Origin of the sequence: Cellulosimicrobium arenosum (assembly GCF_014837295.1) — a bacterium.
Classification (GTDB): domain Bacteria; phylum Actinomycetota; class Actinomycetes; order Actinomycetales; family Cellulomonadaceae; genus Cellulosimicrobium; species Cellulosimicrobium arenosum.
Map to the genome: position 1 here is coordinate 170,154 of NZ_JACYHB010000004.1, position 22,263 is coordinate 192,416.

At 73.4% G+C, this 22,263-nt stretch carries 16 protein-coding genes; 11 read left to right on the forward strand and 5 right to left on the reverse strand.

Annotation, left to right across the window (positions count from 1 at the left end):
- Positions 1–56: 56 nt before the first annotated feature.
- Positions 57–869 carry a TetR family transcriptional regulator gene (locus tag IF651_RS06970; protein ID WP_191828376.1) on the forward strand — a complete coding sequence of 271 codons (813 nt, stop codon included), beginning with the start codon at positions 57–59 and terminating at the stop codon, positions 867–869.
- Positions 866–3,004, forward strand: a complete 2,139-nt coding sequence (locus IF651_RS06975) for an acyl-CoA dehydrogenase family protein (RefSeq protein WP_191828377.1) — start codon at positions 866–868, stop codon at positions 3,002–3,004. Before IF651_RS06970 ends, IF651_RS06975 begins: the two co-directional genes overlap by 4 nt.
- Positions 3,005–3,050: 46 nt before the next feature.
- Here IF651_RS06975 and IF651_RS17405 read toward each other — a convergent pair whose 3' ends face one another.
- The 4 genes from IF651_RS17405 to IF651_RS06995 form a co-directional block, all read right to left on the reverse strand.
- Positions 3,051–3,887, reverse strand: coding sequence for a DUF2599 domain-containing protein (locus IF651_RS17405; protein WP_206715205.1), 837 nt, complete (start codon positions 3,885–3,887; stop codon positions 3,051–3,053).
- Between the two features lie 107 nt (positions 3,888–3,994).
- A complete protein-coding gene (locus IF651_RS06985) occupies positions 3,995–4,390 on the reverse strand; it encodes a DUF2568 domain-containing protein (RefSeq protein WP_191828378.1) in 396 nt (131 codons plus the stop codon).
- On the reverse strand, positions 4,387–5,850 hold the full coding sequence (locus IF651_RS06990; RefSeq protein WP_191828379.1) for an APC family permease: 1,464 nt from the start codon (positions 5,848–5,850) through the stop codon (positions 4,387–4,389). The genes IF651_RS06985 and IF651_RS06990 overlap by 4 nt, the downstream gene beginning before the upstream one ends.
- Positions 5,851–5,912: 62 nt before the next feature.
- Positions 5,913–6,875, reverse strand: a complete 963-nt coding sequence (locus IF651_RS06995) for an EamA family transporter (RefSeq protein WP_191828380.1) — start codon at positions 6,873–6,875, stop codon at positions 5,913–5,915.
- An 88-nt stretch (positions 6,876–6,963) separates the two neighbouring features.
- Here IF651_RS06995 and IF651_RS07000 point away from each other — a divergent pair, with 88 nt between their 5' ends.
- The 3 genes from IF651_RS07000 to IF651_RS07010 all read left to right on the forward strand — a co-directional run bounded on the left by IF651_RS07000 (position 6,964) and on the right by IF651_RS07010 (position 11,441).
- Complete coding sequence (locus IF651_RS07000) at positions 6,964–7,929, forward strand: LysR family transcriptional regulator (RefSeq protein ID WP_191828381.1); 966 nt, start codon at positions 6,964–6,966, stop codon at positions 7,927–7,929.
- The gene (gene purL, locus IF651_RS07005; RefSeq protein WP_191828382.1) at positions 7,926–10,313 is read left to right on the forward strand and encodes a phosphoribosylformylglycinamidine synthase subunit PurL; all 2,388 of its coding nucleotides are present in this window, start codon (positions 7,926–7,928) and stop codon (positions 10,311–10,313) included. The genes IF651_RS07000 and purL overlap by 4 nt, the downstream gene beginning before the upstream one ends.
- A gap of 108 nt (positions 10,314–10,421) precedes the next feature.
- On the forward strand, positions 10,422–11,441 hold the full coding sequence (locus tag IF651_RS07010; protein ID WP_191828383.1) for an endonuclease/exonuclease/phosphatase family protein: 1,020 nt from the start codon (positions 10,422–10,424) through the stop codon (positions 11,439–11,441).
- Positions 11,442–11,535: 94 nt separating this feature from the next.
- Here the strand turns inward: IF651_RS07010 and IF651_RS07015 are convergent, their stop codons facing one another.
- On the reverse strand, positions 11,536–12,021 hold the full coding sequence (locus IF651_RS07015; protein WP_191828384.1) for a Dps family protein: 486 nt from the start codon (positions 12,019–12,021) through the stop codon (positions 11,536–11,538).
- Between the two features lie 360 nt (positions 12,022–12,381).
- Between IF651_RS07015 and IF651_RS17645 the strand changes: the two genes are divergently transcribed.
- The 6 genes from IF651_RS17645 to IF651_RS07045 all read left to right on the forward strand — a co-directional run bounded on the left by IF651_RS17645 (position 12,382) and on the right by IF651_RS07045 (position 22,144).
- Positions 12,382–12,780, forward strand: a complete 399-nt coding sequence (locus IF651_RS17645; RefSeq protein ID WP_241744198.1) for a hypothetical protein — start codon at positions 12,382–12,384, stop codon at positions 12,778–12,780.
- Between the two features lie 116 nt (positions 12,781–12,896).
- Positions 12,897–14,234, forward strand: coding sequence for an NADP-specific glutamate dehydrogenase (gdhA, locus tag IF651_RS07025; protein WP_191828385.1), 1,338 nt, complete (start codon positions 12,897–12,899; stop codon positions 14,232–14,234).
- Between the two features lie 66 nt (positions 14,235–14,300).
- Positions 14,301–15,149 (forward strand): copper homeostasis protein CutC, encoded by an 849-nt coding sequence (locus tag IF651_RS07030; protein ID WP_338403814.1) that lies wholly within the window; start codon positions 14,301–14,303, stop codon positions 15,147–15,149.
- A gap of 9 nt (positions 15,150–15,158) precedes the next feature.
- Positions 15,159–16,685, forward strand: a complete 1,527-nt coding sequence (locus IF651_RS07035) for an RNB domain-containing ribonuclease (protein WP_191828387.1) — start codon at positions 15,159–15,161, stop codon at positions 16,683–16,685.
- 11 nt (positions 16,686–16,696) lie between these two features.
- Positions 16,697–17,068, forward strand: coding sequence for a sterol carrier family protein (locus IF651_RS07040; RefSeq protein ID WP_191828388.1), 372 nt, complete (start codon positions 16,697–16,699; stop codon positions 17,066–17,068).
- A gap of 276 nt (positions 17,069–17,344) precedes the next feature.
- The gene (locus IF651_RS07045; RefSeq protein WP_338403815.1) at positions 17,345–22,144 is read left to right on the forward strand and encodes an ExeM/NucH family extracellular endonuclease; all 4,800 of its coding nucleotides are present in this window, start codon (positions 17,345–17,347) and stop codon (positions 22,142–22,144) included.
- Positions 22,145–22,263 lie beyond the last annotated feature (119 nt).

Here is a 22,263-nt window from a genome sequence, read left to right on the forward strand (position 1 = left end):
GTGCGGCGACGTGGATACCAGGACGTCGCCGTCGAGGAGTCACGACGGAGGACTTCGTGGTCGCACACGTCAGCGAACCCGGCGCACGGTCGGGTGGCCGCGGGCAGGTCGCGTCGGTCGACGGGCGCTCGACCCGTTGGGACGACCACCGCGCGGCACGTCGGGCAGAGCTCCTGCGCGCGGCCAGCAAGGCCGTGCACCACGAAGGTCCCGGCGTCTCGATGGACGAGATCGCGACCGCGGCCGGCACGTCCAAGTCGATCGTGTACCGCTACTTCGACGACAAGACCGGCCTCCAGGTCGCGCTCGGCTCGGCCGTCGTCGGGCAGATGCACGACGCGCTCACCCAGGCCGCCGAGGAGGCAGAGACCCCACGGGGCGCCCTGCGCGCCATGGTCGCGGTCTATCTCGAGATGATCGAGAGCTCGCCCAACGTCTACTTCTTCGTGACGCGCACGAGCGCCGTCGCGGGCACGCAGGACGTGGCGCTGCCGGGTTCCGGTGGCCGCCCCGACGACGGCCACTCGGGCCGGGCTCCGCTCGCCGCCTTCCTCGACTCCGTGATCGAGCTCGTCGCCCGCCCGTTCGCGCGCGTCGCCGACGTCCCGGCCGGTGACGCCGCCGCGTGGGCGGCCGGTGCCGTCGGGTTCGTCCGCGGTGCCGGCGAGTGGTGGCTCACCCACCGCGACACGCCCGGAGCGCCCGATCGCGAGCAGCTCACCGAGAGCGTCGCCGCGTGGCTCTGGTCCGGGCCCGTCGGCGTCATCTCCCGCAGCCCGTCCCAGAGCTCCACCTCCCACGACCCTGCCTCGCACGACGCCGCCGCACGCGCGGTCGGTGCCGGCACCCCGACCGAGGAGTCCGCATGACCGCCACGTCCGACCGCCGCGCCACCACGTCCGGTGCGCCCGTCACGTCCGTCGACGCACCGGGCGAGGCCCGCGTCGACGTCGACGAGCTCTCGAGCCTGCTCCTCGGCCGCTGGGCCGACCTGCGCGCCGCGGCGCGCGCGACGGCGGGCGAGGAGGCGTTCTGGCGTGTGGAGGGGCAGCCCAAGGAGGTGCACCGCGAGCACGTGCTCGAGCAGATGCACCTGCTCGTCGGCAAGCAGCAGGTGTGGCGCGCGTTCCCGGAGCGGCTCGGCGGTGCGAACGACCCCGGCGGCAACCTCGCCGGGTTCGAGGAGCTCGTCGCGGCAGACCCGTCGCTGCAGATCAAGGCCGGGGTCCAGTGGGGCCTGTTCAGCTCGGCGATCCTGCACCTCGGCCTGCCCGAGCAGCACGACCGGCTCCTGCCGGGCGCGATGGACCTCAGCGTCCCCGGCGCGTTCGCGATGACCGAGACGGGCCACGGGTCCGACGTCGCGAGCATCGGCACGACCGCGACCTACGACCCGCAGTCGGAGGAGTTCGTCCTGCACACCCCGTTCCGGGGCGCGTGGAAGGACTACCTGGGCAACGCCGCCGTGCACGCGACCGCCGCGGTCGTGTTCGCCCAGCTCGTCACCAAGAACGTGGACCACGGCGTGCACGCGTTCTACGTGCCGATCCGCGACCCGCAGGGCGAGCGCGACGCGCACGGTGCCCTGCCGTTCCTGCCCGGCGTCGGCGGCGAGGACGACGGCCAGAAGGGCGGGCTCAACGGCATCGACAACGGGCGCCTGCACTTCGACCACGTGCGCGTCCCGCGCGCCGACCTGCTCGCGCGCTACGGGTCGGTCGACGCCGACGGCACCTACGAGAGTCCCATCGACAGCCCCGGTCGACGGTTCTTCACCATGCTCGGCTCCCTCGTGCAGGGCCGCGTGTCGCTCGACGGCGCGGCCGTCACGGCGTCGAAGCTGGGTCTCGCGATCGCCGTGCGCTACGCGAACGAGCGCCGCCAGTTCACGGGTGCGTCCCCGACGGAGGAGATGGTGCTCCTCGACTACGGCACGCACAAGCGCCGGCTGATCGTGCCGATCGCCGAGGCCTACGCCGCGCACTTCGCGCACGACCGTCTGCTCGACCTGTTCCACTCGGTGTTCTCCGGCGAGGAGGACACCCCGGAGCAGCGCGAGGACCTCGAGACGACGGCAGCAGCGCTCAAGGCGACGAGCACGCGGTTCGCGCTCGACACCCTGCAGGAGACGCGCGAGGCGTGCGGCGGGGCAGGATTCCTGACCGAGAACCGCATCACGAGCCTGCACGCCGACATGGACGTCTACGCGACGTTCGAGGGCGACAACACCGTCCTGCTCCAGCTCGTCGCGAAGCGGCTGCTCAAGGACTACGCGGCACAGTTCAAGGGCATCACGCCGGGCCGGATGGCGCGCGTGGTCGTCGAGCGCGCCTCGGACATGGCACTGCACCGCACACCCCTCAAGCGTGCGGCGCAGGCGCTCGCCGACGTCGGCGACGTGCGTCGCGCCGCCGGCCACCTGCGCGACGCCGAGACGCAGCGCGAGCTGCTCACCGACCGCGTCGAGAGCATGGTCGCGGAGGTCGCGCAGGCCCTGCGGCCGGCGCAGAAGGCGGACCCGGAGACCGCGGCGAACCTGTTCAACGCGCACCAGGTCGAGCTCGTCGAGGCGGCGCGCGCGCACGCCGAGCTGCTGCGGTGGGAGGCGTTCACGCAGGCGTTGTCCACGATCGAGGACGAGGGCACGCGCGAGGTCCTCACGACCGTCCGCGACCTCTACGGGCTCAGCCTCGTCGAGCGCCACCTCGACTGGTACCTCCTGAACGGTCGCCTGTCGACGCAGCGCGCCCGTACGGTGACGAGCTACCTCGACCGTCTGATCGACCGCCTGCGCCCGCACGCGCAGGACCTCGTCGACGCCTGGGGCTACGGCCCGGAGCACCTGCGCGCCAAGATCGCGTCGGGTGCCGAGAAGCAGCGCCAGGACGAGGCCCGCGACTACTACCGCCGCCTGCGGGCCAGCGGCGACGAGCCGCTGAGCGAGAAGTCGCTCCGCAAGGCGGAGAGGGCCACGAACGGCTCGTCGGTGGCCACCCGCCACTGACGCGCCGGCCTTCGGCTCCCGCACGGCGCCTGGACCCGACCGTCGCTCAGGTCGGGTTGCAGCGCGCCGCGAGCACCGCGACCAGCCCGACGTCGGGCCGCCACGGCTCGAGGTTCCAGGTCGCCTTGTCCGGGGCGCCGAGCGCGTGGCACGTGAGCTGGTCGCGCATCGTGGGCGAGTCCGCCTCGGGCTCGGTGGCCACGAGCCGAGCCCGCACGACGTCCTGGCCCGCGCGGCCCGCGGATCGCGCCCACGCGGTCGGGTCGACGGCGAGCGAGCGGCCGCCCTCGCGCTCACCCCACGTGGCGCTGCGGATCCCGTCGGTGCCGAGCGTCGTCGTGACCGACGCCGGCCCGTCCGTCTCGACGCCGATCTCGACGTGGCGGTCGTCGACCTGCTCGACCGTCACGCCCGACGACGTCGCCGCGGCCGGGCCGTCGTCGGGCGGCACGATCTGCGGGGCGAGGAGCCCGCCGACGGCGGTGCCGTCGTCGGCGACGACGGTGACGCTGTCGTCGGCGTTCACCGCCAACGACCCGGACGAGGTGAGCACGAGCGACGCCACCCCGGGCGCGTCGAGATCGATCGACACGGCCCGACCGCCGTCGTCGTCGGTGACGGAGATGCGCGACTGCCGGCTCTCCGGCGCCGCGGCCTCGAGCGTGACGTCGCCGGACGAGACCACCACGCTCTCGCGCTCGGGCGACGGCTGTGACGCGCTCGGGTCGTCGTCCTGCACCGTCCCCGACGGGCCCGGCGTCGGGCTCGACGTCGGGTCCGGCGCGCTCGGAGAGCAGGCCGCGATCCCGGACAGCGTGACGGTCAGCACGAGCACGGCACCGACACGCGGCGCGCGCGCACGCGCGAGTGGTCGGGTCCGCATGCCCCCATCCTGCCCCGCCGGAAGAACGACGAGGAGCTCGGCGGCCCATGGCCCCCGGTCGCGGGCGACGCGGTGAGGGCGGAAAGGGCTCCACCGTGGTGCGACGCTCAGTGGTCGCGGGAGAGGGCGAACGCCGTCGGGCCGACGACGGCGAGCCCGACGCCCCACCACACCAGGCCGGTCAGTGCGACGACGAGACCGCCCGCCGCGAAGACCGCGACCTGGACGTCGAGGCGCCACGGTTGGGACAGCCGGTGCGCGGCCCGCGGCGCGAGCCACCGCCCCCACACCACGATCGTGGCCGCGGGGAGCGCGAGCGCCAGGGCGACCCCGAGCGGTACCGCGAGCCCCGTCGCGGTACCGAGGCGCCAGCCGGCCACACCGAGCAGCACGACGAGCGCGACCTCGCACGCGAACGCGAGCAGGCCCACGGGGCCGACGCCGTCCGCAGGCGGGCGCGGCGCCCCTCGGCCGGTGGCTCCCGCGTGGTCGTCGCCGCTCACTTCTGCTCGACGTCGTCGTCGAGGCGCGAGACGTCGCTGAACCCGGTCGTGCGGTGCTCGACGAACCGGTTGTAGAGCCACGTCAGGAACGACAGGAACATGCCGAGCGCCACGAGCGCGCCGGCGATGAGGTACTGCTCCTGCTGGTCGGCGCTGCGTGCCCAGGGGCCGGCGAGGTACGCGCACGTCAGGGCACCCAGCACCGCGAGCGGGGTCCTCGTGCGGAAGTGCGGGTGGTCCACGTGGTCTCGGCGCAGCACGAGCAGGGCGACGTTCACCACGGCGAACACCACCAGGAGCAGCAGGGACGTCGTCCCGCCGAGCAGGGCGACGGAGTCGGCACCCTCGGTGGTCGCGGACTGGCGCACGACGTACGTGATGAGCGCGAACGCGATCGCCGTCGTCACGAGGATCGACACCCAGGGCGTCCGGCGGCGGGGGAGCACCCGGCCGAACGCGCGCGGCAGCACGCCCTGGTTCGCCATCCCGTACAGCAGGCGCGAGGCCATGAGCATGTTGATGAGCGCGGAGTTGGCGACCGCGAACATCGCGATGAACGGGAAGATCGTGTCGAACGGGAGGTCGGGCGCCCCGGCCGCGACGACCTGGGTCAGCGCCGAGCCCTTCGCCGCGTCGGTCAGGTCGCCGACGGGGACGAGCGCGACCGCGGTGATGGCCACGAGGACGTAGATCACGCCCGTGATCGACAGGCCGGTGAGCATCATCCGCGGGAAGTCGCGGACGGGGTCCTTGCACTCCTCGACCATGTTCACGGAGTCCTCGAACCCGACCATGGCGAAGAACGCGAGCGTGGTCGCGGCGGTCACGGCGAGGAAGATGCTCTTGTCGTCGGGACTCTCGAACACGACGACGCGCGAGAAGTCCGCCCGCCCCTGCGTCACCGCCCACATGCCGACGAAGATGACGAGCAGGAGGCCGGAGATCTCGATGAGCGTGAGCACCACGTTGGCCCGGACGCTCTCCGAGACGCCCCGCAGGTTGATCAGCGCGACGACCGCCATGAAGCCGAGCGCGATCGCGAGCTGCCCGCCGCCACCGAGGGGGAGCTCCATCCCGAACCCGTCGGCCGCGAACCCGGCGAACGCGTTCGACGCCGTCGACGCGGAGGTGATGCCCGAGCTCATGACCATGAACGCGACGACGAACGTCAGGAGGTGGAGGCCGAACGCCTTGTGCGTGTAGAGCGCGGCGCCGGCGGCGCTCGGGTACTTCGTGACGAGCTCGAGGTAGGAGAGCGCGGTGATCGTCGCGACGACGAACGCGACGAGGAACGGCAGCCACGCGGCCCCGCCGACCTCGCCGGCGACCTGTCCCGTCAGGGCGTACACGCCCGTGCCGAGGATGTCGCCGACGATGAAGAGCAGGAGCAGCTTCGGCCCCATCACCTTCCGCAGGGTCGGCTGCTGCTGCTCGTCCGTCTGTCCTGCGGCCTGGCTCATGAGCGGCTCCCTCGCGTCCCGGACATCCCGGACCTCCATTCGACCGCGCCGGGGCCCGGTTGTCAGCGCGCACGGGTGCGTGTCGCTGCCGGGCTCGGCAGCAGCGCGCGGCGTCGTCGCCCGAGCACGCCGGTCGTGATCGCGACGCCGAGCAGGAGCACGACGCCGCCCGCCGCCTCCGCGCCGTTGGGCACCTCGTCGAGCACGAGCCACGCGGCGCCCGTCCCGACCACGGGCACGAGCATCGTGAACGGCACGACCGCCGACGCCGGGTACCGCGCGAGGAGCCCGTTCCAGATGCCGTAGCCGACGAGGCTCGCGAGCCACGCGGTGTACACGGTGGACAGCAGCGGCGCGAGCGTCAGGTGCGTGAGCGCGTGCCCGACGACGTCCGGCCCGTCGATCCACAGCGCGAGCCCGACCATGGGGACGGGTACGACGAGCGCGGACCACACGGTCATCGACAACCCGTCCGTCCAGGTCGCCGCGCCCCGTGCGGGAGAACCGCGGAGCGGACGACCGAGCGCGCCACGTCCCGAGCGTCGCTGGATCACGTTACCGGTCGCCCACGACGCCGCCGCGGCGAGCGTGACGACGAACGCGAGGGCGGGCGTCGTCGCGCTGCGGCCCAGTCCGACGGCCACGAGCCCGGCCGCCCCGACCAGCACCCCGGCGAGCTGCCAGCGGGTCGGTACCTCGCGCAGCGCTGCCGCGGCGAACAGCACGGTGAGACCGACCTGGGCCTGCAGGACGAGGGACGCGAGACCGGCGGGCATGCCGAGCGCGAGCGCGGTGTAGAGCAGGCCGAACTGGCCGAGGCTCATGAAGGCCCCGACGAGCAGGACGTCGCGCCACCTCGCCGCCGGGCGGGGCACGAGGAAGATCGCGGGCAGCAGCACCGCGGTGAAGCGCATCGCGACGAAGAGCGTCGGCGGGACGTCGCCGAGTCCGAGGTCGATGACGACGAAGTTCGCGCCCCAGATGACGGCGACGAGGGTGGCGAGCAGGGACGGGCGCAGCGGCATGCAGACATGGTTCCCGGTCGTACCGTGCACGTCTAGCGAATGAAATTACGCTGTTCCCGGTAGCGCTGCTGCACGGTAGCCTGTCGGGATGATCGATCTCGCCGCCGTGGACTCGCTCGTCGCGGTCGACCGCACGGGAACCGTGCACGCCGCCGCCCGGGACCTCGGGTACACGCCGTCGGCCGTGTCGCAGCAGGTCAAGCGGCTCGAGCGCGAGCTGGGTGTCCGTCTGCTCGACCGTGAAGGCCGGGGCGTGGTGCTCACGGCCGCCGGCCGCCGCGTCGTCGACGAGGGGCTCGTGCTGCGGGCGCAGGTGGAGGCTCTGCGCTCGCGCCTGCACGACGCCGGTGCGCGTCCCACGGGGACCGTCCGGCTCGGGACGTTCTCGACCGCGGTGCGCGGGATGGTCGCGCCGCTCGCCGCGACGGTGCGCGCCGACGAGCCGGACCTGCGGCTCGTCGTGCAGGAGGCCGAGCCCTGGGACGCGGTCGCGGCGGTCGCCGCGGGGACGCTCGACCTCGCGCTCGTGCACCACTGGGAGGGCGTCGGCCTCACCGTGCCGCCCAGCCTGCGACGCGAGGAGCTGTTCCGTGACGAGGCGGACGTCCTCGTGCACCGTTCCTCGCCGTTGGCCGCGCGCGCCGTCCTCACGCCGGCGGACCTTCTCGACGAGACCTGGGTCTGCACCCCGGACGGAACCATCTGCTACGAGTGGTTCTGCCACATGTTCGCGACCCAGCCGCGCGTGCCGCGCATCGACTACCGGTGCCTCGAGTTCGCGTCACAGGTCGAGCTCGTCGCGCACGGTCTCGCGGTCGCGCTCGTGCCGCGGCTGGGGCGCGGGCCGCTGCCGTCCGACGTCGTGCCCGTCCCGGTGCGCGAGCCCGTCCCCACGCGGCCCGTGACGGTGGTGTGGCGCGCGACGATGACCGACGCGCCGGCGGTGCGCTACCTGCGGGAACGGCTGCGCACGACCGGCCCTCGGGAGGCGCGGCTAGACTGGCCCCGCGCCGTCGTGCGCCTCCCGCCAGCGCCCACCCGAGGGAACCGATGACCGCCCCCGCATCACAGGCTTCTGCACGCTCTGCCGCCCGTTCCGCCGCTCGACCGACCTTGGACACCGTCGAGCACGCCACCGCGACGCCGGACGAGGCCCAGCCGTTCGCCGAGCTCGGCCTCAAGCCGGACGAGTACCAGCGCATCCGCGACATCCTCGGCCGCCGCCCGACGGCCGCCGAGCTCGCCATGTACTCGGTCATGTGGTCCGAGCACTGCTCCTACAAGTCCTCCAAGGTGCACCTGTCGACGTTCGGCACGGCGACGACGGACGAGATGAAGAAGCACCTGCTCGTCGGCATCGGCGAGAACGCGGGCGTCGTCGACATCGGCGACGGCTGGGCCGTGACGTTCAAGGTCGAGTCGCACAACCACCCGTCCTACGTCGAGCCCTACCAGGGCGCGGCCACGGGTGTCGGCGGGATCGTGCGCGACATCATCTCGATGGGCGCCCGCCCCGTCGCCGTCATGGACCAGCTGCGCTTCGGCGCCGTCGACCACCCGGACACGGCACGCGTGGTGCACGGGGTCGTGTCCGGCGTCGGCGGCTACGGCAACTCGCTCGGCCTGCCGAACATCGGCGGCGAGCTCGTGTTCGACCCGTCCTACCAGGGCAACCCGCTCGTCAACGCGCTGTGCCTCGGCGTGCTGCGGCACGAGGACATCCACCTCGCCAACGCGTCCGGCACGGGCAACAAGGTCATCCTGTTCGGCGCGCGCACGGGCGGAGACGGCATCGGCGGCGCGTCGATCCTCGCGTCCGAGACGTTCGAGGACGGCGTCCCCGCGAAGCGCCCGAGCGTCCAGGTGGGCGACCCCTTCATGGAGAAGGTGCTCATCGAGTGCTGCCTCGAGCTCTACGCGGCGCGCGTGGTCGAGGGCATCCAGGACCTGGGCGCCGCGGGCATCTCGTGCGCGACCTCCGAGCTCGCCTCGAACGGCGACGGCGGCATGCACGTGTGGCTCGACGACGTCCTGCTGCGCGACCCGTCGCTCAACGCGGGCGAGATCCTCATGTCGGAGTCGCAGGAGCGCATGATGGCGGTCGTCACGCCCGACAAGCTCGACGCGTTCCTCGCCATCACCGGCAAGTGGGACGTCGAGACGGCCGTCGTCGGCGAGGTCAACGGCTCCGGTCGGTTGACCATCGACCACCACGGCCAGCGCATCGTGGACGTCGACCCGAAGACGGTCGCCCACGAGGGACCCGTCTACCACCGCCCGTACGCCCGGCCCTCGTGGCAGGACGGGCTCAACGCCTCGACCGTCCTGGCCGACGGGCTGGACCGGCCCGAGTCCGGCGACGACCTGCGTGCCACGGCGTTGCGCCTGCTCGCGTCGCCCAACCTCGCGTCGAAGGAGTGGGTGACGAACCAGTACGACCGGTTCGTCCAGGGCAACACGGCGCTCGCGCAGCCCGACGACTCGGGCGTGGTCCGCGTCGACGAGACCACGGGCCTCGGCGTCGCGCTCGCGACCGACGCGAACGGCCGCTACGCCAAGCTCGACCCCCGCACGGGCGCGCAGCTCGCGCTCGCCGAGGCCTACCGCAACGTCGCGACGACGGGCGCGCGGCCGCTCGCCGTGACGGACTGCCTCAACTTCGGGTCACCCGAGGACCCCGACTCGATGTGGCAGCTGGTCGAGGCGATCGAGGGCCTCGCGGACGCGTGCCGCGAGCTCGGCGTCCCGGTCACCGGCGGGAACGTCTCGCTCTACAACGGGACGGGCGAGCCCGGCCAGATCGACTCGTCCATCCACCCCACGCCCGTGGTCGGCGTGCTCGGCGTGCTCGACGACGTCGCGCACGCCACGCCGTCCGGCTGGCGCGAGGCAGGGGAGAGCATCTACCTGCTCGGCACGACCCGCCCCGAGCTCGACGGGTCCGCCTGGGCCGACGTCGAGCACTCCCACCTCGGCGGCGTGCCGCCGCGCGTCGACCTGGCGGCGGAGAGGGCGCTCGCGGGCGTGCTCGTCAACGCGAGCCGCGACGACCTCGTGACCGCTGCGCACGACCTGTCCGAGGGTGGTCTCGTCCAGGGTCTGCTCGAGGCGTCGCTGCGGTTCGGTGTCGGGGCGACCGTGTCGCTCGACGCGATCACCGAGCGCGACGGCGTCACGGCGTTCGAGGCGCTGTTCTCGGAGTCGACCGCGCGCGTGCTGGTCTCCGTGCCGCACGGGAGCGGACGCAGCGCCGAGTCCCAGCTGGTCGACGCGTGCGTCGCCCGGGGCGTGCCCGTCGTGAAGATCGGCGAGACGGGCACCGACCCGGCGCTCGTGTCCGAGTCGGGCGAGACGCTGGACGTCCAGGGGCTGTTCACCATCCCGCTCGACGAGGCATCCGGAGTGCACCGCGCCACGCTCCCCGGCATCTTCGGCTGACCTTCGGCCGACCTGACCGGGCCCGCCCTGCGCGGGTTCGGTGAAGGCCGACGGGCGAGGTCGTGGCGCCTCCTCGCGCCAGGACCGAGACACTGCGAGAGTCCTGCCATGACGACGGCGACCGTCACGAGGCTCCCGACCGGGCGGGTGACGACGCGCCGTCGCCCCGGCGGGCGGATCGTCACCGTGCTGCTCACCGCCCTGGCGGTGGTGGTGGTCGTGATGACCCTCGTGCGGGCCGTCCCGTACGACGCCGTCCCACCCCTCGCGCAGGTGGTCGGGTTCACGCCGTGGGTCGCCGCGCTCGCCGCCGTGACCCTGGTCGCGGCCGCGCTCGCCCGGCGCGGGGCGCTCGCCGCGGTCGTCGGGGTGTGCGTCGTCGCGCAGGCGTTCTGGGTGGTCCCGTACGTCGTGCCCGGACCCGCCGCGGCGACCGGGTCGGCGTCGCTGCGGGTGCTCGGCGTCAACGCGTGGGTGGGTTCCGCGGACGCGGAGCAGGTCGTCGACCTCGTGCGCGACGAGGACGTGCAGGTGCTCGCGGTCGTCGAGCTCACCGAGGAGCTCCGCGACCGGCTCGTGGATGCGGGGATCGAGGACGTCCTGCCGCACCATGTCGACGCCAAGGTCGCGAACGGGTCGCCGGGCAGCGGGCTGTGGAGCGCGCTGCCGCTCTCCGACCCGGACACGACCGAGTTCTCGACGTTCGCCATGCCCTCGGCGACCGTCGAGGTCGACGGCACCCCCGTCCGGGTCACGGCCGTCCACCCCGTGCCGCCGCTGCTCGAGATCACCGACGTGTGGCACACCGAGATGCTCGCGCTCGCGGACCGCGCCCAGGCGGACCCGACGCCGCAGGTGCTCGTCGGCGACTTCAACTCCACGTACGAGCACGCGACGTTCCGACGGTTGCTCGGGGACCGCTTCCACGACGCGACCCGGTCGTCCGGGAGCGGTCTCGACCTCTCGTGGTCGCTGCGCGAGGGCCAGCCACCGGTGCTCGACCTGGACCACGTCGTCACGGACCGGGAGAACGTCGTGACCGACGTCGAGTCCCTCCAGCTCCACGACAGCGACCACCGCGCGCTCGTCGCGACGGTCCATGTGCTCCCGGCGGCCGTTCAGGACTGAGCGGTAGCAGTGGCCCGGTCCGGCCACCCGACGGGACGACGGCGGCGCGGCCCCCCCCGCAGGGGGGCGCGCCGCCGGCGGGGGGGGCCGCCGCTCAGACCACGCGGGTCTCCCCGGAGATCATCCAGGCCTGCTTCTCGAGGCCGTCGATCACGGCGTGCAGCAGGTCCGCGGTCGTCGGGTCCTCGGCGTCGACGTCGTCGTGCACCTCGCGCACGACCTCGACGGTCTGCGCGACGCGCTCGACGATCGCGTCGGCGGTGTCGCCCACGGACACGAGACCGGCCGGGTACGGCGAGAGGTCGGTCGTGGTGGCGACGGTCTCCGTGCGGCCGTCGGGCACGGCCTGCAGGGCGCGCAGGCGCTCGGCGACGACGTCGCTGTGCTCGCGCGCGGTGTCCACGAGCTCGTCGAGCTGCAGGTGCAGGTCGCGGAAACCGCGGCCCGTGACGTTCCAGTGCGCCTGCTTGCCCTGGACGTGCAGGTCCACGAGCGCGACGAGCACGCGCTGGAGGTGGCCCTGGAGCTTCTGGGACGCCTCGAAGCGTGACGTGCTGCGCTTGATGCTGGGTGCGGACATGGTGCTCCTCGCTTCCTCCGGGGGTTGCCCGGTCCGTGCGGCGGCCACCTGTGCTGTGCTGTCTCGACCGGTGCCGTTCTCTTGAACCATTCCAGACTAGAGAGCATTCCGTGCTCCCGCCAGCAAGGACAGGCGAGCCTACGCGGCCCTCTCGCCCCGCTGTGCGGCGAGGACCGTCTGGGCCGGCGGGAGTCCTCGAAGGAAGGTGGCGACGCCTCCGGTCCTCTCCCCTGACCAGGGTTTCAACCCGGGTGATGGGTTCCATGCCCCCGCCGTCGGGAGTCGCCCGACGCGTGGCCCGCGACGGTCGAGCGCTCTAGGGTAGAACAAGGCCCCCGGAACCCGCGGAGGGTGGCTTCGATGACGTGGCAGCTCATGCTCTGGTCCGCGGCGGTGTGCACCGTCGCCGCGGTGGTCTTCGTGCTGCACCGGGTGGGTCGGCCGCCGGGTGGTGCTCCTCGGCCTCGGCCTGGGCGTCGGCGGAACGGGCCCGTGGACCCCCTGGCGACGCTCGCGCTCCAGGTCCGGCTCAGCGAGCTTGCCACCGAGCTGCGGCGCATCGAGTCCGACCCACGTCTCTTCGCCCGCGCGCACCACTACCTCGCCGTCCAGGGCGCGTACGACGCGCTGCTGCGCGAGGCCTGCCGGCTGACGGGCCTCGCGGTCGAGGACGCGCCGCTGCGCGCCGGGCTGCGGGCCCGCGACGAGGAGCGCTTCCGCGAGGAGCTCGAGCTGAGCGAGCGCGGCTGGAGCTGGTGACGCGCCGGACCCGGAGGGGTCGGCGCCCACTGCCGTGACGGTCCGGACGCGCGCGCGGCGGAGACTGGTACGGGCGTACCGTTGCTCCTTCCGCCCCGGAAGCCACGAGGAGCACCATGGACAGCCAGCTGCAGTCCGTCTACGACGACGTCCTGCGCCGCAACCCCGGCGAGGTCGAGTTCCACCAGGCCGTGCGCGAGGTCTTCGACTCGCTCGGTCCGGTGCTGCGCAAGCACCCGATGTACACCGAGGCCGCCGTGCTCGCGCGCGTCTGCGAGCCCGAGCGGCAGGTCATCTTCCGGGTCCCGTGGGTGGACGACGCCGGGCAGGTGCAGATCAACCGGGGCTTTCGCGTCGAGTTCAACTCCGCGCTCGGGCCGTTCAAGGGCGGGCTGCGGTTCCACCCGTCGGTGTACCTGGGCATCGTGAAGTTCCTCGGGTTCGAGCAGGTCTTCAAGAACTCGCTCAGCGGGCTACCGATCGGCGGCGGCAAGGGTGGTTCCGACTTCGACCCGCGCGGTCGGTCCGACGGCGAGGTCATGCGCTTCTGCCAGTCGTTCATGACCGAGCTCTACCGGCACATCGGCGAGCACACGGACGTGCCCGCCGGTGACACGGGCGTGGGTCGGCGCGAGATCGGCTACCTGTTCGGCCAGTACAAGCGCATCACCAACCGCTACGAGTCCGGCGTGCTCACGGGCAAGGGCATCTCGTGGGGCGGGTCGCTCGTGCGCACGGAGGCCACCGGGTTCGGCGCGGTGCTCTTCGCCGAGCGCATGCTCGAGACGCGGCGCGAGGCGCTGGACGGTCGCCGTGTCGTCGTCTCCGGGTCGGGCAACGTCGCGACGTACGCGATCGCGAAGGCGCGGGACCTGGGCGGCCAGGTCGTCGCGTGCTCGGACTCCTCCGGCTACGTCGTCGACGAGGCGGGGATCGACGTCGAGCTGCTCCGGCAGGTCAAGGAGGTCGAGCGCGGCCGGGTCGGGGACTACGCCGCGCGTCGTCCGGGCGCGCGGCTCGTGGAGGACGGCAGCATCTGGGACGTCCCGGCGGACGTCGCGCTGCCGTGCGCGACGCAGAACGAGCTCGACGAGCCCGCCGCGAAGCAGCTCGTGGCGAACGGGGTCGTCGCCGTCGCCGAGGGGGCGAACATGCCGACGACGCCCGCAGCGGTGGAGCTCCTGCAGGCCGCGGGCGTGCTGTTCGGCCCGGGAAAGGCCGCGAACGCGGGTGGCGTCGCGACGTCGGCGCTGGAGATGCAGCAGAACGCCTCGCGCGACTCGTGGACGTTCGAGTACACCGAGGAGCGGCTCGCGCAGACGATGGCGGGCATCCACGACCGGTGCGTCGAGACGGCCGACGAGTACGGTTCGCCGGGCGACTACGTGCTCGGCGCGAACATCGCCGGGTTCACCAAGGTCGCCGACGCCATGCTCGCCCTCGGGGTGATCTGACGGGACCCGCACGGTGAGACGATGCACGGCGGGCGGGAGCGGTTCCCGTCGCCCAGGAGGTGCACCGTGCAGTCAGGAGCGCAGCGGCGCGAGGTCGCGCTCGAGCTCGCCGTCCAGGACCCGGCTGGCGTGGGTGTCGCGGCCGACGTCGGCGCGCGACGTGTCGAGCTGTGCGTCGCGCTCGGCGCGACCGGAGGGCTGACGCCGAGCGCAGGCCTGCTCGACGCCGCGCTCGACGTGGCCCGGGCGGCAGGCGTGGAGCGCGGGGCACCCGCCGTCGAGGTGCACGTCCTCGTGCGTCCCCGCCCGGGCGGGTTCACGTACGACGCCGTGGACCTGGACCTGCAGGTGCGCGACGTCCGCTCGGCCGTGGCCGCCGGAGCGCGGGGCGTCGTCGTGGGCGCGCTCGACGCCGCGGGCCGCGTGGACGTGGCGGCTGTCCGCGCGCTGGTCGACGCGGCGGCGGGGAACGAGGTGACGTTCCACCGCGCGCTCGACGTCGTGACCGACCCCGTCGAGGCGCTCGACCTGCTCGTCGACCTCGGGGTCGCGCGCGTCCTCACGTCCGGCGGGGCGCCGCGCAGCGTCGACGGTCTCGACCGTCTGCGGGCGCTCGCGACGCACGCGCACGACGCGCTCGAGGGGCGGATCCAGGTCATGGCGGGCGGGGGAGTGCGCCCCCAGGACGTGGGCGCGCTGGTCGCGGCCGGCGTCGACGCGGTGCACCTGTCGGCCAAGCGCACGGTGCACGACGACGCGGGGCCGGGCGGCGGCGGTGACGGCGGGTTCGAGGTCACGGACCCCGGGATCGCGGTCGTGGCACGGGCCGCGCTCGACGCCGCCGCGTCCGGCCACGCGGTCCGTCCGCCCGACGGCCCCGGTCCGCACCGGGTGGGGGACGACGCGACTGGTTAGGGTCGGTCTGTGCCTGCTCGCCGTCTGCGCCTCGTCCCGCCAGCCCGTCTCCTCGACGCCGCCCGCGTCGTGCAGGACGCCCTCGCGGCGCTGCGCCGCGAGCTGGAGATCCCGTCGGACTTCCCGGCCGCGGCGCTCGCGGAGGCGGAGGCCGCCGCGGCCGCGGGTCCGCGGGACACGGGGGGCGGCCGCGAGGACCTGCGGGCCCTGCCGTTCGTGACGATCGACCCGCCCGGGTCGATGGACCTCGACCAGGCGATGTTCCTCGAGCGCGCGGACGACGGCTTCGTCGTGCACTACGCGATCGCCGACGTCGGCGCGTTCGTCGAGCCCGGCGGCGCGCTCGACGCCGAGGCGCACGAGCGGGGCACGACCCTCTACGCGCCCGACGTCCGGACACCGCTGCACCCGCCCGTCCTGTCGGAGGGCGCCGCGAGCCTGCTGCCGGGCGAGGACCGGCCCGCCGTCGTCTGGCGCATCGCGCTCGACGGCCGGGGCGAGCCGGTCGAGGCGGTCGTGCGACGCGCCGTCGTGCGCTCGCGCGAGCGGCTGTCCTACGACGACGCGCAGGCGCGGATCGACGCCGGGACCACCGGGCAAGAGGCTGCCGCGTCCCTGGCCCTCCTGCGCGAGGTGGGCGAGCTCCGGATCGCACGCGAGCGCGAACGAGGCGGGGTGTCGCTCGACGTCCCGGAGCAGGAGACCGTCGCGCGCGACGACGGCACGTTCGGGCTCGAGCTGCGCTCGACCCTGCCCGTCGAGGGCTGGAACGCGCAGATCTCGCTCCTGACGGGGATCGTCGCCGCGCGCATCATGCGCGACGGCGGCACCGGGATCTTCCGCTCCCTGCCGGCAGCGGACCCGCGCGACGTCGAGCGACTGCGGCGGACCGCGGCAGCGCTCGGCATCGGCTGGCCGACCGAGGTGGCGTACGCGGACCTGCTGCCGACGCTCGACTCGGCGGTGCCGCGGCACGCGGCCTTCCTGACCGAGGCGACGAGCCTGTTCCGTGGCGCGTCCTACGAGGCGTTCGGCGGCACGGGTCAGGATGCCGGGGTCCCGCACGACGCCGCGCACGCCGCGATCGCCGCGGAGTACGCGCACGTCACGGCCCCGCTGCGTCGCCTCGTGGACCGGTACGGGACCGAGGCGTGCCTCGCGCTGTGCGCGGGCGAGCCGGTGCCGCGCTGGGTGCTCGACGCCCTGCCCGGCCTGCCGCGGACGATGGCGCGCACGGGACAGCGCGCCGGGTCGTTCGAGCGCGCGACGCTCGACGTGGTCGAGGCGGCGGTCCTCGCGGGCCGCGAGGGAGAGGAGTTCGACGCCGTCGTCGTGGACGTCGCCGAGCGGGACGACGACGCGCCCCCCGGTGCTCCCGCGCGGGGGCAGGTCGTCCTCGCCGAGCCCGCGGTGCGGGCGCGTGCGGAGGGCGTCGACCTGCCCCTGGGCGAGCGGGTGCGGGCGACCCTGCGCGAGGCGTCCGTCGCGGAGCGCCGCGTGCTTTTCACGGTCGGCCCGTCCGGCGACGCGGACTAGGCTCGGGTGCCATGCCTGCCCGACGCCGCACCGATCCCGCCGTCGGCCGCGCGGCGCTCGCCGCGTGGCAGGACTCTCGTGCCGAGCGAAAGGACGTGACGACCGCGGTGCGGTTCACGCTCGAGGAGCTGGCCGACGTCGCGCCCGGGCACGCGGTCGAGGTGCGGGTCCCGCCCGCCGGCGTCGTGCAGGCCGTCGAGGGGCCGCGCCATACCCGTGGCACGCCCCCGAACGTCGTGGAGACGGATCCGCAGACCTGGCTCGGGCTGGCGACGGGCGCCGAGCACTGGGCGGACGCGGTGGCCGACGGCCGCGTGCGGGCGTCGGGAGAACGTGCGGACCTGTCGGGTCTGCTGCCGCTCCAGGCCGCCCGACGGCGCTGACGTCCGATTCGCGGCATGGCCGTGTTACCAGTGGGTAACGGTCCGGCCGCCAGGTCTGGCGGGGACTGCCGGAGGGGTCTAGCGTCCGAGCATGATCGGCCGCCGCTCGCGCGGACGCGTTGCCGCACGAGGTCGTGCACAGCGTTCTCGCGGTGGTGATCCGGCTGCAACCGTGCGTTCACACGAGTGCGGTGCGATGGTCCCGGCAGTGCGGGCCGCGTGCCGTGGCTGGACGTCGGCTCCGCCGGGCCGTCCGCACGAGATGAAGGAGTCAGCGTGTCCCACCACCACTTCTCGCGGCGTCGGGGGGTGGTGGCGAGCACGCTGAGCGTGGCTCTCGCCCTGCCGCTCACCGCCGTCGTCGCCCCCGCCGCCACCGCGGCACCAGACGGTGACGCCGTCGTCATCAACGAGGCCTACCTCAGCGGCGGCAGCGCGAACGCGCCCTACACGAACAAGTTCGTGGAGCTCTACAACCCGACGGACGCTCCGGTGTCGCTCGACGGCTGGTCGGTCCAGTACCGCGCCGCGGGCACGTCGAGCGCCTTCACGGGCAAGATCGAGCTCGCCGGCAGCATCGCCGGCGGCGGGTACTACCTGGTCCAGGCGGCGTCGAACGGCACGAACGGAGCGTCCCTCCCGACGCCCGACGCGAGCGGGGGCGTCTCCTTCCAGGGGCAGAACGGGACCATCGCGCTCGCCGACTCGACCGCGACGCTGGACCCGGGCGTGGGCGACCTCGCCGGCACGGACGGCGTCGTCGACCTGCTCGGGTACGGCAGCTCGAACACGTTCGAGACCACGGCCGCCCCGGCCGGCCGGGCGAACAACGCGGGTGGGTCGCTCCAGCGCACGGGCTTCGCGGACACCGACGACAACAGCGCGGACTTCGGCCTCCTCGACGCCGTGACGCCGCAGAACAGCGGCTCCGACCCGGACCCGGACCCCGACCCGGACCCCGAGCCGGGCGAGGTCGTGCCGATCGCCGACATCCAGGGCTCCGGAGCCGCGAGCCCGCTCGTCGGCCAGACCGTCACGACGCGCGGCGTCGTCACCGCGACCTACCCCACGGGCGGGTACGACGGCCTGTACCTCCAGACCGAGGGCACGGGCGGAGACCTGGGCGACGACCACGACGCCTCCGACGCGATCTTCGTGTACTCGAAGACCGCGGCCGAGCAGCTCGAGGTCGGCGACCACGTCGAGGTCACGGGCGTCGTCTCCGAGTACTTCACGCTCACGCAGATCACGCCCGGTGCGAGCAGCTGGTCGGTGCTCGACGAGCCCGCCGAGGCCGTGAAGGCCGCCGAGGTCGCGTTCCCCGCGACCGACGCCGAGCGCGAGCCGCTCGAGGGGATGCTCGTCCAGCCCGCGGGCGACTACACGATCGCCGACAACTACGACACGAACTACTACGGCTCCTTCCTGCTCGCCGCGGGGACGGACCCGTTCCTCCAGCCGACGTCGGCCGGTCGCCCCGGGTCGGCCGAGGCCCAGGCCGCGATCGCGGACCGGGCGGCGCGCGGCGTCGTGCTCGACGACGGCGCGACGACCAACTTCAACAGCACCGCCAACAAGGGCATCCCGCTGCCGTACCTCACGGGCGGTGCCCCTGCGCGAGTCGGTGCCGACGTCACGTTCACGAGCCCCGTGGTGCTCGACTACCGGTTCGACGCCTGGACGTTCCAGCCGCTCACGCACCTGCGCGCGGGCGACGACGGCAACGCCGACGAGGTCCAGCCGGCGACCTTCGAGGACACGCGAGAGGACGCCCCGGCCGAGGTCGGCGGTGACCTGAGCGTCGCGACGTTCAACGTCCTCAACTACTTCACGACCACGGGCGACCAGCTCACGGGCTGCCAGTACTACACCGACCGCGAGGGCAACCCGATCACGGTGCGCACGGGCTGTGACGCGCGAGGTGCGGCGGACGCCGAGAACCTCGAGCGCCAGGAGACCAAGATCGTCGCCGCCATCGACGCGCTCGACGCGGACGTGGTCGCGCTCATGGAGATCGAGAACTCCGAGCCGTTCGGCAAGGACCGCGACCAGGCGCTCTCCGACCTCGTGGACGCGCTCAACGAGGAGGCGGGCGCCGACGAGTGGGCGTTCGTGCCCTCCCCGGCGGCGCTGCCCGACGACGAGGACGTCATCCGTCTCGCGTACATCTACCAGGTCGACACGGCCGAGCCGGTCGGCGCCTCGCAGATCCTGCTCGACGACCCGGCGTTCGGCAACGCGCGCGAGCCGCTCGCGCAGGTGTTCCAGCCCGCTGACGGTCTCGCATCGGTGGACGACGACGTGCTCGTCGTCGCCAACCACTTCAAGTCGAAGGGCTCGGGCTCGGGCGAGGACGCCGACCAGGGCGACGGCCAGGGCGCGTCCAACGCGTCGCGGGTCAAGCAGGCGACGGCGCTCGTCGGCTTCGCGGACGACGTCGCGGCGGACGCGGGCACGGACAAGGTCCTGCTCGCGGGCGACTTCAACTCCTACTCGATGGAGGACCCGCTGGAGGTCCTCAAGGACGCGGGCTACGTCGACCTGGGCGCCTCGACCGGCGAGGAGACGTATCTCTTCGACGGGTACGTCGGGTCGCTCGACCACGTGTTCGCCTCGCCGTCCGCCGCTGCCGCGGTGACGGGCACCGACGTGTGGAACATCAACTCGGTCGAGCCCATCGCGAACGAGTACAGCCGCTACAACTACAACGCGTCGATCCTCTACGACACGACGCCGTTCCGGTCGTCCGACCACGACCCGGTGCTCGTCGGCCTCGAGCTGGGCGGCGACGTCGAGCCGGGCACCACGACGATCGACCTGCTCGGGATCAACGACTTCCACGGTCGGATCGAGCCGTACGTGACCAACCGGGACACCGGCGTGGTCACCAACAACACGCTCTCGTTCGCGGGCACGATCGAGGAGCTGCGGGCCGAGAACCCCGACGGCACCGTGTTCCTGTCCTCCGGCGACAACATCGGCGCGTCGCTCTTCGCGTCCTCGTCGCAGGACGACCAGCCGACGATCGACGTGCTGAACGCGCTGGAGCTCGCGAGCTCCGCGGTGGGCAACCACGAGTTCGACAAGGGGTTCGACGATCTCGCCGGTCGCGTCACCGACGAGGCCGACTGGAGCTACCTCGGTGCGAACGTCTACGCGAAGGGCACGCAGGACCCGGCGCTGCCGGAGTACGACGTGCTCGACGTCGACGGGGTGCGCGTCGGTGTGATCGGCGCGGTGACGGTCGAGACCCCGACGCTCGTCACCCCGGCCGGCATCGCGGACCTCGACTTCGGTGACCCCGTCGAGGCGGTGAACCGGGTAGCCGCCCAGCTCCAGGACGGCGACGAGTCGAACGGCGAGGCCGACGTCCTGGTCGCGATGTACCACGAGGGCGCGGGTGCCGGCACGCCGGACGGCGCGACCCTCGAGGACGAGCTCGCCGCGGGCGGCGCCTTCGCGAGCATCGTCGAGGACACCGACGCGTCGGTCGACGCGATCCTCAACGGTCACACCCACAAGCAGTACGCGTGGGAGGCGCCGGTCCCCGGTGACGAGACCCGCACGCGCCCGGTCATCCAGACCGGGAGCTACGGCGAGAACATCGGTCACATCACGCTCGAGATCGACACCGCGACCGACGACGTCGTGAGCTACGACGTCGTCAACGTGCCACGGACGTCGACGCCGTGGGAGGAGCTCGCCCAGACGTACCCGCGCGTCCAGGCGGTCAAGGACGTCCTGGACCCGGCGCTCGCCGAGGCCGAGGTCATCGGCTCGCAGCCGGTCGGCGAGGTCACGCAGGACATCACGACCGCGTTCACGGGCGGCTCGTACGTCGACGGCGTCTACGTGGCGCCGCCGGTGACGGTACCGCCGACGGGTGGCCGGGACGACCGGGCGTCGGAGTCCGCGCTCGGCAACCTCGTGGCGAACTCGCTCCGCGACACGCTGGCCGACCCGGACCGCGGCGGCGCGGACCTCGGCGTCGTCAACCCCGGTGGTCTGCGCAACGAGCTGTACTACGGCGACGACGGCGTGATCACCTACGCCGAGGCCAACGCGGTCCTGCCGTTCGTCAACAACCTGTGGACCGTGACTCTCACGGGTGAGCAGGTCGTGGAGATGCTCGAGGAGCAGTGGCAGACCGACGCGAACGGCAACCGGCCGTCCCGCCCGTACCTGGCGCTGGGCCTCTCGGACAACGTGTCGTGGACGGCGAGCTCCGCCGACCCGAACGCCGCTCCGGGCGACAACGTCCTCTCGGTGACGATCGACGGCGAGCCGGTCGATCCCGCAGGCGAGTACCGCGTCGCGACGTTCTCGTTCCTGGCGACCGGCGGCGACAACTTCCGGGTGTTCACGCAGGGCACGGACGCGAGCGACTCGGGTCTCATCGACCGGGACGCGTGGATCGCCTACCTGCAGGACAACAGCCCGGTGTCGCCGTCGTTCGCGCGGTCGCGCGTCGTCGTCGACGAGCTGCCCGGTCCGGTCGACGCGGGCGAGGACGTGAGCGTCGCGCTCTCGCACCTCGACCTCACGTCGCTCGGCTCGCCGCTCAACACCGAGGTCACCGGCTACCTGGTGGCCCGCGACGACGAGTTCGACCCGGCGTCGCCGGGCCAGCCGGCGGGCACCGCCACGGTGACCGACGGCGCGGCGACGCTCACGGCGAGCGTGCCCGACGACGCCGCGGAGGGCGCGTACGACCTGTGGGTCGTCGCGGACCCGAGCGGCACCGTCACCCGCGTCCCGGTCACGGTCGAGGCCTCCGCGCCTCCGACGGGGGTCGACGTGGGCGTCACGGTGCAGGCGCGCTGCCTCGCCGGGAAGGCGTACCTCGCGGTGCGGGCGACCAACGGCGAGGACGTCGCGATCGACGTCCGGCACTACACCCCGTTCGGCGAGAAGCGGTTCGCCGGGGTGCAGCCGGGCGCGTCGGCGTACCAGTCGTACGCCGTGCGGGACACGTCGCTCGAGGCCGGTTCCGTGACCGTCGCGGGCTACGTCCCGGGCTCGGCGCCGCGCTACGAGCAGCACAAGGTCGCGTACGAGGGCATCACGTGCGGATGACCGCACGGTGAGCCGAGCAGCGCGGCCCGGGTCTGGCAGACCCGGGCCGCGCTGCGTCCCGGCACGGCAGCTCGGGGAGAGCGCGCCGGCGGTCCAGGTCGCGCGGGTAGAGTCGCTGG